Origin of the sequence: Epibacterium sp. MM17-32 (assembly GCF_022348205.1) — a bacterium.
Classification (GTDB): domain Bacteria; phylum Pseudomonadota; class Alphaproteobacteria; order Rhodobacterales; family Rhodobacteraceae; genus Epibacterium.
In genome coordinates this window covers 236,205-248,435 of sequence record NZ_JAKRFC010000004.1, presented here as the reverse complement: position 1 = coordinate 248,435, position 12,231 = coordinate 236,205, and the positions used below count along the sequence as shown (strand labels likewise).

Below are 12,231 nucleotides of genomic sequence, written 5' to 3'. Positions count from 1 at the left end.
GGCCTGTCCCGGCAGGTTTCAAGTCACAAAGCCTATCGGAGTGTATCCGATGGTGAAACAGCAAAGGTTTTCGTTTTGGCAAGCTTTCCGTTGCTCCCGGACGCCGCGCCCGTCCTCTCGATCCATATCTGCGCCGCGCTGACAGCGGTGTGCGTGACCCCTGCGGTGCTGTGGCGCAAACGCCGCGATGCGCTGCACAAGGGGCTGGGCTATATCTGGGTGTCGGCCATGGCGGTGACCGCCCTGTCTGCGTTCGGGCTATCGGGCAGCGGGCTCATGGGGCCGGTGAGCCCGTTGCATGCCCTGTCGTTCCTGACCCTGTGGGGGCTGTGGGTGGCGATCAGAGCCATCCGGCGCGGTGACCGGCACCGGCATCAGGCGACCCTGCGCGGGCTTGCCACCTATGCGCTTGGGGTGCCGATGGTGCTGATCTTCCTGCCCGGGCGCCGGTTCTCCAACACGTTCTTTCCCGACGCCCCATGGGCTGGCCTGATGTTGGCGGCGCTTGCATTTGCCGGGATTGTCGCGTGGCGGCGCTGGTGGGCGCATCCACGCGCGCTCAGCCCGGAGCGCTAACCAAAGGCGCAGGGCCGTGTCAGCTGGGGCAGGTCGGCGCGGCGTCGGCGGCAAAGGCGATCTCGAACGTGCGCTTCAGCGCCACGTCCACATCCGCCAGCGTCACCGGCAGGCCAAGATCGACGAGGCTGGTGACGCCGTGCTCGGTAATGCCGCAGGGCACGATACCGGTGAAATGCTCCAGATCCGGCTCTACATTGATCGAGATGCCATGGAAGCTCACCCATTTGCGCAGGCGGATGCCGATCGCCGCGATCTTGTCTTCGGTGACGTCTCCGGTCGGGGTGAGTGGCTTTTCCGGCCGTTCAACCCAGACGCCGACCCGCCCGTCACGGATGTGGCCGGTGACGTTGAATTCCTCCAGCGCCAGAATGACCCAGCGCTCCAGCTGGCGCACAAAGCAGCGCACGTCCTTGCCGCGTTCAGCCACGTTCAGCATCACATAGATCACCCGCTGGCCCGGCCCGTGATAGGTATACTGGCCGCCGCGCTTGGTGGTGTAGACCGGAAAACGGTCGGGATCGGTCAGGTCATCGACCCGGGCCGAGGTGCCGGCGGTATAAAGCGGCGGATGCTCCAGCAGCCAGATGCATTCCTCGGCCTCGCCCCGGGCGATCGCCTCGGCGCGCGCCTCCATGAAGGCCGTGGCCTCCTCGTAAGAGACCAACCCCTCAGAGGTCTTCCACTCCACCATCGCGCCTGCTCCTCATTCATCTTTTCTTCGTCTTGCCGGAAGACCCGACTCGCAATGAGGGGGGTCTGTGGTATTCTGGTTCTCACATAGGTTCCCTGTGGGGTGAGTGCGAGGTATTATTCCATGTCTACAAAATTCATTCGAGCTTTAACGGCGGCGTCTCTTTTGACCACAACAGCGGCGGCCCCTGTGGCGGCGGATAACCTCGGCGCGGCCCTGGTTGGCGGCCTGCTCGGGGGCGTGATCGTCAATGAGGTCAACAAGAACAAAAGGCGCACGGTGGTGCGGTCCACATCCAGCAGCGCCACACGGGCCCACAATCGGGAAACCCAGACGGCGCTGAACTATTTCGGGTTTCCCGCGGGCACCCCGGATGGTGTGTTCGGGCGCCGCTCGCGCGAAGCGGCGCGGCAGTACCAGATGCACATGGGCTTTCCGCAGACCGGCAACCTGACTCAATATGAGCGGGATTTCCTGGTGACATCTTACAACCGCGCCCTGGTCGGCGGCCCACAGGTCGCCAAGGCAATGCAGAGCCCGCAGGGCATTCGCGCGGTGCTGAAAACCTGGCATGGCGCCCCGGCGGGGGGCTCTGCCGGTGGCTATGGCTACGCAGGCCTGCCGATCGAGGTGTCGAACACGGTGGATGAAATCGCTGCCGCAGGCGACCCCACGGGAGAACAGCTGTTGCAGCGCAGCGGCTTCATGCAGCTTGCGGATCTGAACCGGGATGGGCGCAACGATTATCTCATCGATACGGCTGCTGCGGGTATTCCCTACTGGTGCAGCAACGGCGGTGCCTCCTGCACGGTGATGGTGTTTGCCTCGACGCCGCAGGGCTACGAGCGCAATGATTTCACCGCCAGCGGCATCACCACGGCGGATTTCACCTGTACGCGCGGCGAATGTGACCGCGTCGAAGCGCCCACGGTTGTGGCGAGTGTTGCGCCACAGGCGGTGGCACCAGCACCGGCTCCAGCGCCGCAAGGCAATGGCACCGTTCTGGCGTCCGGCGGCGCGCAGGGGGGGCTTGGTGGCCTCACGCTCTTTGACGCGCCCGCACCGCAGGCTGCATCGCTCACCAGCCATTGCAGCAAGGTGAGCCTGCTGACCAGTTCCAACGGCGGTTATATGACGGTGTCCAACATCACCGACCCCGAGCTGGCGCTGGGAGAGCAGTTCTGTCTGGCCCGGTCCTACGCGATCAATCGTGGCGAAACACTGGTCGCCGGGCTTCAGGGCGTGACCTCTTCGCAGGTCGATGCGCAATGCGACCAGTTTGGTCCGGTGTTGCAACCTCATGTGGCGCAGTTGGGCAGCAAGGACAGCGCCTCCGTGGTGGCCAATGTGCAGAAGTTCATCCTGCAGTCCAATATGTCGGTCGAGCAGTTGCAGAACACCGCCGAGATCTGCCTCTTCTCCGGGTATCGTCGCGACAACATGGACGTGGCGCTTGGGGCGGGGCTGCTGCTTGTCGGGCTTGGACAGCAACCCTACGCGGAGCTGATTGGTCACCATATGGCCTTGGGTTTTGGGGCAGCGGTGGACCATGGCCGCGCCCAGGCCTGGTACGGCACTGCGGTGTCCGCGCTGGAGGCCGGGTCCGATCCCGTATTTGCGCCGGGCCAACCAGAGCGTGTCGCGTTGGTAAAAGCCGCGTCCGAAGGCTTGACCCAGCCGACGCTGCCCAAGCCGGTACAGGCATCAAGCGGGGCCTCGTCGTTGCCGACCTTTGGTGACGGGAACTGAATTTAGACTTTCCGTCAAAGTCTTAGAAGCGCCCCGGCCGGTTTGGCCGGGGCGTTTTTTCAAGCACCACAGAAAACACGAGAAATTTTCGTTTTCCCTCTTCACATCCCGGAACGCGTGTTCTATACGCCCCTTCACCAAGTCACAGACAGTGCGGTCGTGGCGGAATTGGTAGACGCGCAGCGTTGAGGTCGCTGTGGGGTAACTCCCGTGGAAGTTCGAGTCTTCTCGACCGCACCAACTTGCCAACAGGTTTGGCGACTGGGTTTTCAATCAGATTAGTCTTTTTGACCTCTTTGCGGCTGTTGCCTGTCAGAAGGCGCATGCCCGTGCGAAGGTGTTGCAACGGGCCTAGTGTTTGCCTTGATTTAGGCCGCCTAGGGGGCGGGTGGCCAGCCCTGTCAGGAGCTGCGTGATTGCAGGCGGAGACGCGCCTCGTGTTGCAGAATGAAAACCTTCAGGTCCTTGATCGGAAGCGGTTTGCAGAAGGCATAGCCTTGCAACGTATGGCAGCCAATATCCCGGAGCACCTGAGCGTGTTCCAGGGTTTCAACTCCTTCGGCCACGATCCTCAGATCCATCAGATTGGCCATCCCCACGATATGTTGCAGCAATCCCAGGGCGATAGGGTCATTCAGGATCGGGCGGATCAGCCGTTGATCGATCTTCATCGCATCCGGTTGCAGATGCATCAGCCCGACAATCGAAGCGTGCCCGGAGCCGAAATCATCGATTTCGATTTGCACGCCGGCCTCTCGCAGCCGATCCAGCCCAAAGCGGAACAGGTCGCTTTGTTCTTCGACCAATACGGATTCGAGGATCTCGAACACGATTTTTGGGCCGTCTTTGCGCTGCGCCCTGATCTGTTCGAACACCTGGTCGTTGTGGATGCGCTCCACCGTGACATTGACGGACACCTTGGGGATCTGGATGCCGAGCGGCCGCAGGCTGTCGGTTTGCTTCATCGCCTTTGCAAAGATCTGGTTGTCGATGTCCTCGACCAGCGACAGCTGTTCGGCCACGGGCAGGAATTGGCCCGGTGGCAACAGCCCCAGTTCCGGTGAGTCCCAGCGTACCAGCGTTTCGACACCGACGATCTCGTGGGTGTGGGCGTCAAACTGTGGTTGGAAGAACGGCACAAATTCCTGCCGTGCCACCGCGCGGCGCAATTCCCGGGCCAGGGTCCGGCGCTCCAGAACCATGTGGTGCAGGGTCTCGGTGTAGATACGGATGCGATTGCGGCCGGCATCCTTGGCCGCGTAGAGCGCCGCGTCCGCGCCGATGATGAGCTGATCCAGATCTAGCAGATCCTCATGGGTGCTGGCGACGCCAAAGCTTGCGCCAACGCGGATCGACTTGCTGTCGAAATACTTGGGTATCTTGATCCGATCCAACATGCGCTGCGCGAGATGTCGACCCTCCTCAGAGGTCGCCCCGGGCGAAAGCAGCAGCACAAATTCGTCCCCGCCTACGCGGGCGGCAATATCCGTCGCTTTGGTTTCCTCGCGCAGAATCCGTGCCACCTCGCACAGGATGAAATCACCCGCATCATGGCCCATGGTGTCATTCACGTATTTGAAATGATCGAGGTCGATGCGGATTATGGTCGAATGCTGCGTGCTGTCATCGGCGCGGTCCTGCAGCGCGTTGTCCAATGCGCGCCGGTTGGGCAGCCCGGTAAGCGGATCGTGCAAGGCCTGATGTTCAATTTCCAGTTTTGCAGCCACGATCGCCTCGCGCTGGGCCCGGGCTTCTGTGATGTCGTTTGAAATCGCCATGAACCCGTAGTGCGTGCCGCGATCCGTCTGCAGCGGCGAGATGCTGAGGCTGATCCAGTAGGGGCTGTCGTCGCAACGGTAGTTGAGGATCTCAACCTGGATTGCCTCACGCGCCTCCAACGCATTGCGAATCCGGCCTCTGGTATAGGGATCCGTGTCCGGACCTTGCAGAAATTTTGCGGGTTTCAGGCCGCGGACATCCTCGACCAGATGGCCGGTGAGTTTCTCGAAGGAGGGGTTGGCCCAGACCAGCCGGCCTTCGATGTCGGTGATCGAGATCGAATCGCTGGCGCGTTCCGCGATGGCGGCGAGTTCGCGCAGTTCGGCCTGTTTGGCTTCGAGCTTGCGATGGGGGGCAACGATCACCGCCTTGCCGACCAATGCAAACAGACCGAAGCCGCCGATCAGAACCACCGCGATCGCGGTCATGCTGTTGGCCATCACCGCGCGTCCGGCTGACAGCACGGCAGCCTCGTCCGGAACCAGGGCGACCGACAAGCGGAAGTCGCTCAGGGCCCGCACCTGGGCAGTGCTGCGTTGCAGGATCCCGCTGAGCGGCTGCACGAGGTAGGTCCGCGTGGCAATTCCGTTGGCGGGAAAAATCTGGTCCGTGGCGAGCCTGTAGCCGCTCACGAGGACGCCTTCGACATACCCCTGGTGAAGGACAGGTGTCGCCATCACGACAAAGGCCTCGGTGCCGCTGGCCTTGAGCAGCACCGGCAAGCGATCAGGCGGCGTGGCCTCCTGGCTCTGTTTCAGCAGGTCGCGGATTTCATGTGCACCAAACCGCAGCTGACCCGGATGGCCCGGTGCATTGTAATGCGACAGAGGCGCGTTGAACGCGTCGTAGAAGGTCACCCACAACAGCGTCTCCGGCATCTGCAAGTCGTCGAGAAGATCCGGCAGGTAGCGCGCGTTGTTGTTGAACCCCAGTGCGATGTTCACCAGGTTGGAGTCCTGCGCGATCATCGACAGCATGGACCGATTGTGCATGAGCAATGCGTTCAGATGGGCCGCTGAATCCTGGGCCTGGGCCTGGATCGCCTCGTGTTGATAGCTGCGAAAAAAGGGTAGCGCGACAAAGCGCACCGCCAGGGCAGAGCTGATCATGGTCAGGGTCAGGATCAACAGATTGAGCAGCCAGAACCGCCGTGCGATGGTGGCTGATCGGAGTTTGTGATCGGTTGGCATTCAGTGCATGTCCACGAGTTGGCCGGCGGAGTTGAAGCGGGCCAGGCACATGTCCCCCAAACCCAGTGCTTCATGGGCATCCGGTGTCTGCGCGGTATAGGGTGCGAAGGGCATGGAGTAGGTTTTCAGGATCCCCTCGACGGGGTGGTGCAGTTGTTCCAGCGCAGTCTTGAGCGCCATGCGCTTTTGCTGAACGGTGCCGGACCAGCCCGGTGTTGTCGCGGCCTGTTCGGCCGCCGCGATCAGCACGCGTGTCAGATCGTAGCCGTGGACAAACCCTGTCGGGGCGGGCAGGTCCGCAAGGTTGCCGGTTTCGCTTTCGAGGGCGCGCGAGAGCGCCGCCCGCAGGACTTGATTGCCCGCCTGTTCCCGCCGCAACCCGCAGGTTTGCAGCACAGACAAGCCATGCGCATTGCGAACCTCATGCGGCACAAGCCGGCTGAAGGCACCGCCCATGATGCCCCAGTGACTGAACAGGCGAACCTCGGGCAGATGTTGGTGGAGGGCATTGACCAAAAGAGCGCCGCCTTGCCAGTTCGACAGCATGATGATGCATTCCGGCGGATTCCGGGACAGACGCTCCGCCAGGGTGCCTGCCGCGGCTTCGCCGATCGAGTTGGCGAAGAAATTGACAGATTGCGGGGGGATCCCCTGGGCATCCAGCGCAGCGACCAGCGGGCCATGATTGGCCTTGCCCCACCCGGTGTCCAGCAGCAGCAAGGAAATGGACTCGCAACCGGCGTCCGTCACCGCGGCGTCGGCCAGAAACCGGCCCGATTTGGTGTCATCGACAGAGAGCCGGAAGATCCAGTTCTCCCGCCCCTCCGCCGCGCGGGTGATCGGCCCGGCGGCAGACCAGGGAAGGAGGGTCAGCAGTCTGTTTTCGTTTATGAAATCACGGTGGGTCAGATACGACGGCGATTGCATGCCGCCGATCATCAGCAAGGCGTTCTCATTGCGCTGAAGATCCTGCATGTGGCGGAAGGACCGTTTGACATTGCCCCGGTGATCCATTGATCGGAGGATGACATCCTGACCGCCGATCCGATGTCCGACCTCGTCAAGCGCGGTGCGGACGCCCAGCGTGATCGAGGTGGCGGAGGCCGTGCTCTTGGAAAAATCCGCGTCGATAAAGATTTCCAGCGGTTCTGCGGCCGAGGTCGACACGGCAGCTAGGAGGCAGGCAAGCCAGATTATGGCGCGGCGGAACATCTCAAACTCTCACTCAGCAACACGACGTACAGGGCCGAGCTTAGGCGGGGCAAGTTAAGGAAGGGCAAAGCGCCTGAGGGAAAGTTCCGGTGCAGTGGCGGTGGCGGCGGGCGCGGGCTACTGTGTTGCGGGCAGATGGATAACGGGCCCTCCCGCTGCGTCGGCGTCGGCGGCATCGTGGGTCACCAACAGCGTCGGCAATCGGCGCTCTGCTGCGTGGGAAAACACCAGCCTGCGCATCTGGTCGCGCAGATCGGTATCCAACCTTGAAAAGGGTTCATCCAGCAGCAGGGCGGAGGGTGCGGACAGCAGCATGCGCATCAGGGCGACACGCGCCTTTTGCCCGCCGGAGAGCGTTTCGGGATCCCGATCGTGAAACCCGGTCAGCCCGATGGCGTCGAGGGCGGCCTCGATCCGGGCGCGACGGTCTCGGCGCGGGATCGTGGGGGCCAGGCCAAACGCCAGATTGCCTCCAACGCTCAGGTGCGGGAACAGCAGGTGATCCTGAAACAGGATACCGACGCGGCGCGCCTGCGGAGGGCGGCCGAGCAAGGATCGGTCGTTCAGGCGAATGTCGCCTTTGGTGCTGAATCCTGGGGGCAGTTGTCCCGTGATCGCAGCGAGCAAGGTTGATTTGCCCACCCCGGAGGGCCCCATGAGACTGGTGACCTCGCCCGGGCGGACCAGCAGATCCAGAGACAGCAGCGCGTTCTCGTCGCGCCACAGGGTCAGGTTATCGAGGCGCAGCCCGTCAGGCATGATGCAACCCTTTTCTGTTGCGCCAGACCAGCATCGGGACCGCCAGCGCGAGCGCAAACGGCAGCAGGGCTGCGGCAGTTTGGGCCAGCGCATAGGCACCGATGGCGCGCCTGTCGCCGCCGGCTGCCAAGGCGACGGCTTCGGTGGTGAGGGTTTGCACCCGGCCACCGCCCACAAGCAGGGTCGGCAGGTATTGTCCGACGGAGACGGCCATGCCCACGGCGCAGGCGGTGAGGATCGGCGCCAGCAACATCGGCAGACGCAGGGTGAGGAAAATCCGGTTGTCCGAGGCGCCCATGGTCGCGGCCACGGCAGCCTGGCGCGGGTCCCAGTTGCGATAGGGGCCTTCGAGGGCAAGCCGCAGGTAGGGCAGCACAAACACCAGATGCGCCAGAACCACCGCGCCAAGTGACCGATCAACACCCAGGTTGAGCAACAGGGTCTGCATGCCCGGCAGGAACGCGGTCTGGGGCACCAACAAGGGCAGGTAGAGCAGCCACAGCCCCTTTTGTGTCAGCGTCAGCTGACGGCGCTGTTCGGTTTCAAGGCACCCGAGCGTCAGCAGCAAGCCGGCTGCCGTGGCCGCGAGGGCGATGGTGAATGTGGTGGCAAGAGGGGGCAACAAGGCGGTGCCATTGCGCTGCCAGCTGCGCAGGGAGAGACCATCCGGCAGCACGTCCGGAAAGCTCCACCGCGCCGCGACCGACCAGAGCGACAGACCAAGGAGCCCAAGAAGTACAGCCCCGACGATCACGCCGCCGGAGACAAACCCCACCGCGCGCACCATGCGGTCATGGCTGCCACGTCTGCCGCGATAGGCGCTCCGCAGCCCGGTCCGCGCCAGCAGACGTTCCGCGCCGAACCAGAGGGCAATCGCCAGGACAACCAGGCCGAACTGCAGAATGGCGGCGGCAGAGGCAACAGTGCGCAGCGTCAGATCGGGGTCACCCATCCAGCGCACGATCTGCACCGACAGTGGCGGCGGCGTGTTGGGGCCGAGGATGACGGCCACATCGACCACTGACATCGAATAGGCCAAAACCACCAGAACCGGCAGCCGAATGCGCGCGTAAAGGGCGGGGAATACGCTGTAAATCCAAGCGGTAACACGCCCGTATCCCAGAGCCTGCGCCACCTGCAGGCGCCGCGACGCATCGATCTGTCCCAGAGCCGCGAGGCTGATCAGCAGCAGAAACGGCACTTCCTTTACCACCAGCCCCAATACCATCGCGACGCCCATGGGGTCCTGCACCAGCAACAGATCGGGAGGGCGCTGCCAGCCGGTGAGCCAGGGGCTGAGCAGGCGGGCGATCCACCCCGAGGGCTGGATCAGGAACAGAAGCCCGAAGGCCGCCGCCGCATGTGGCACCGACAGAAGCGGGGACAGCACCCCCAGGAGCGCGCGAAAGGCACGGGTTCCCGACCACCCTGCCAGCAGCAGCATGGTGACGACCAGAGAGATCACCGTCGCCAGCACCCCGGTTCCGAGGCTGAGACGCACGGAGGATGCCAGCCCCGGCCACTCCCACAGCGCCTGAAACGCGATCAGCGACGGGCCGTTCAGCCCGGCGGCGGGCAGGTGGCCGAGGGCGGCACTCAGCGTGCCCCACAGCCCCGCCAGCACCGGCCCAAGCAGGGCAAGGATGGTCAGGGCCGGCAGGGCTGGGGGCAGGCGCATCGGGGGTCAGACCGGCAAGGAGGTCAATTGCCAACGCCGTAGCGGGCCACCCAGTCTTCGGCAATGCGGGTCATCCAGCTCGGATGCGGTTCCGGTTGCACGGCGCCCAGTTCTTCGGGCGACAGTGTTGCAACCCCCAGGTCCAGCGTGCGGAAAGCGGCGCGGTCGTGCACCGGCAATGCGTTCATGTCAAGCACGGTGCCATAGCCCAGCACATCCGGGTCCTGGGCGCGCAACTGGGCCTCGGGCGACATCAGGAAGTTTGCCACCACCATGGAGGCAGCCTTGGACCCTGAATTGTAGGGGATCGCCACGAAGGACGCATTGCCGATGGTGCCCTTGTCGAGCACGAAGGTGCGCACGCTTTCAGGTAGTTGATAATTGGCGATCGCGGTGCTGGCCTCGCCGGGGCTGAAGGAAATCGCCAGATCGATCTCGTCATCATTCATCAGTTGCAGCTGGCGCGGGCCGGTGGGCGGGTAGGCGCGCCCCTCGCGCCACAACAGCGGCGTCAGTTCCTCAAGAAATGCCCAGAGCGGCGCCGTCACCTCGACATAATTGTCTTCATTGACGGGGGCCGCGAGCGCCTCGGGATCATCGCTCAGATCGACCAGCGCCTGTTTCAGGAAGGTCGTGCCGAGGAAATCGGGCGGCTGCGGATAGGTGAAGCGACCGGGGTGTTCGCGGGCCCAGTCCAGGAGCGCATCCATCGACCCCAGGCGCGCGGGCAGATCGGCGGTGTCATGCATGAATACCACCTGCGCCATCGCCCACGGGGACTCATAACCCTCGGTCGGAACGGTGAAATCATGTTGCAGGGTCTTGTTTTCGGTGTCCGCATATTGCCAGTTCGGCAGCGCCTCGGCGAAAGGGCCAAACAGCAGGTCGGCGTCTTTCATCGCGGCAAAATTGGCGCCGTTGATCCAGATCAGGTCCACCGCACCATCCTCGTCCTGGCCTGCGGATTTCTCTGTCAGCACCCGCGTCACCGCATCGGCGGTGTTCTCCAGTTTCACATGATTTAGGGTGATGTCGTGGTCTTCTTCCAGACGCGCGCCCACCCAGGCGATAAAATCATTGGTCGCGGTGGAACCACCCCAGGCGTGCCAGTACACGGTCTGGCCCTCTGCCTCCTGGAGCACCGCGCCCCAGTTTGATGGATCCGGGTTCGCCCAGCCGGTCAATGGCGCCAAGGCGAGGGCAAGCGACAACAAACGTTTCATGATCGTCCTTTTCCTGTTCGGAATGTCACGCGTAGCGGTGCGGCAGGGACGTCCTGCGCGTACCAGTCGCCCCAGATTGCCGATCCGCGGCGGGAGGTCCATGGACATGACGAAAATGTGACGTGCAGTGTACCTCAACCGGGCACGACGCTTGCACCCATGGGGTCCGACCGCTATGCACAGTCGCGCACACTCGCAGTGCCATCTGCGAGGATTGACCGGTTGTGCGACTTCTGCCGGAGTTGCCGCCAGCTATTTCGGTGCCGCCCGTATCTGACGGCGGCCCGCGACCAGACGAGGGGAACACCCAGCCATGTCGCTCGATATTCCGGTGCTGCGGAACGAGTTGTCCCAGCACTACGACCTCACTCCGAACCCTGAGCTTGCCGAGGCCATGTCTGATGTCTATCAGCGCATGTCGCGGGTGGTCTCGCCCGTCGATTGGGTGCTCTACGCGCCTTATGTCAAGGCGATCAATGACCTGAAGGCCGAGCGCAACGCGGTGATCCTGGGTCATAACTACATGACGCCCGAGATTTTCCACGGGATTTCCGATTTTGTCGGCGACAGCCTGCAACTGGCGATCAAGGCCACAGAGGTCGAGGCGGATGTGATCGTGCAATGCGGCGTGCATTTCATGGCCGAAACCTCCAAGATCCTGAGCCCTTCCAAAACGGTGCTGATGCCCGATATGGAAGCCGGTTGCAGCCTTGCGGAATCGATCACCGCCGAAGGGGTCGAGGAGATGCGCCGCCGGTATCCCGGCGCGCCGGTGGTATCCTATGTGAACACCACTGCCGAAGTGAAAGCGGCCTCTGACATTTGCTGCACCTCCTCCAACGCGGCGCAGATCGTGGGCGCGATGGAGAGCGACACGGTCATCATGACGCCGGACCAGTATCTGGCGCAGAACGTGGCCCGTGATGTGCCGCATAAGAACGTGGTCTGGTGGGAGGGCTCCTGCATCGTGCACGAGCAATACACCGCCAAGGACCTGCGCGACTTCCGCGAATGGAACCCCGGCACCCGGCTGATCGCGCATCCCGAATGCCCGCCGGACGTGGTGGCGGAGGCCGATTTCTCCGGCTCCACCAGCGGTATCCTGAAATATGTGACGGATGAAAAACCGGAAAAGGCGCTGCTGATTACCGAATGCTCGATGGCGTCCAACATCGCGGATGAGCTGCCGGAGGTCGAGTTTGTCGGCCCCTGCAACATGTGCCCCTATATGAAGAAGATCACGTTGGAAAAGGTGCTCTGGTCGCTGCACTCCATGGAGGGGCAAGTCGAGGTTGAGGCCGAAATGGCCGCAAAGGCCCGTCACGCGGTGCAGGCGATGATCGACCTGTCGCGCAAGCTGGGCATCTGACA

General features: G+C 63.1%; 9 protein-coding genes and 1 tRNA gene. 4 read left to right on the top strand and 6 right to left on the bottom strand.

Annotation, left to right across the window (positions count from 1 at the left end):
- Positions 1-75: 75 nt before the first annotated feature.
- On the top strand, positions 76-576 hold the full coding sequence (locus MHM88_RS09095; RefSeq protein WP_239363341.1) for a DUF2306 domain-containing protein: 501 nt from the start codon (positions 76-78) through the stop codon (positions 574-576).
- Positions 577-595: 19 nt separating this feature from the next.
- On the opposite strand, the gene lipB is transcribed toward MHM88_RS09095, so the two are convergent.
- Positions 596-1,270: a lipoyl(octanoyl) transferase LipB gene (gene lipB / locus MHM88_RS09090; protein ID WP_239363336.1), complete on the bottom strand. Its 675-nt coding sequence runs from the start codon at positions 1,268-1,270 to the stop codon at positions 596-598.
- A 123-nt stretch (positions 1,271-1,393) separates the two neighbouring features.
- Between lipB and MHM88_RS09085 the strand changes: the two genes are divergently transcribed.
- Both MHM88_RS09085 and MHM88_RS09080 read left to right on the top strand, forming a co-directional pair.
- Complete coding sequence (locus MHM88_RS09085) at positions 1,394-3,019, top strand: peptidoglycan-binding domain-containing protein (RefSeq protein WP_239324696.1); 1,626 nt, start codon at positions 1,394-1,396, stop codon at positions 3,017-3,019.
- Between the two features lie 153 nt (positions 3,020-3,172).
- A tRNA-Leu gene (locus tag MHM88_RS09080) sits at positions 3,173-3,259 on the top strand.
- Between the two features lie 161 nt (positions 3,260-3,420).
- Here the strand turns inward: MHM88_RS09080 and MHM88_RS09075 are convergent.
- The 5 genes from MHM88_RS09075 to MHM88_RS09055 all read right to left on the bottom strand — a co-directional run bounded on the left by MHM88_RS09075 (position 3,421) and on the right by MHM88_RS09055 (position 10,860).
- On the bottom strand, positions 3,421-5,988 hold the full coding sequence (locus MHM88_RS09075) for a bifunctional diguanylate cyclase/phosphodiesterase (protein ID WP_239363326.1): 2,568 nt from the start codon (positions 5,986-5,988) through the stop codon (positions 3,421-3,423).
- The gene (locus tag MHM88_RS09070) at positions 5,989-7,200 is read right to left on the bottom strand and encodes an ABC transporter substrate-binding protein (protein WP_239363325.1); all 1,212 of its coding nucleotides are present in this window, start codon (positions 7,198-7,200) and stop codon (positions 5,989-5,991) included.
- Positions 7,201-7,317: 117 nt separating this feature from the next.
- Positions 7,318-7,959, bottom strand: coding sequence for an ATP-binding cassette domain-containing protein (locus MHM88_RS09065; RefSeq protein WP_239363319.1), 642 nt, complete (start codon positions 7,957-7,959; stop codon positions 7,318-7,320).
- Complete coding sequence (locus tag MHM88_RS09060) at positions 7,952-9,637, bottom strand: ABC transporter permease (RefSeq protein WP_239363313.1); 1,686 nt, start codon at positions 9,635-9,637, stop codon at positions 7,952-7,954. Before MHM88_RS09060 ends, MHM88_RS09065 begins: the two co-directional genes overlap by 8 nt.
- A gap of 23 nt (positions 9,638-9,660) precedes the next feature.
- Positions 9,661-10,860: an ABC transporter substrate-binding protein gene (locus MHM88_RS09055; protein WP_239363311.1), complete on the bottom strand. Its 1,200-nt coding sequence runs from the start codon at positions 10,858-10,860 to the stop codon at positions 9,661-9,663.
- Positions 10,861-11,173: 313 nt separating this feature from the next.
- Between MHM88_RS09055 and nadA the strand changes: the two genes are divergently transcribed.
- Positions 11,174-12,229 (top strand): quinolinate synthase NadA, encoded by a 1,056-nt coding sequence (gene nadA, locus MHM88_RS09050; RefSeq protein ID WP_239363309.1) that lies wholly within the window; start codon positions 11,174-11,176, stop codon positions 12,227-12,229.
- Positions 12,230-12,231: the final 2 nt, after the last annotated feature.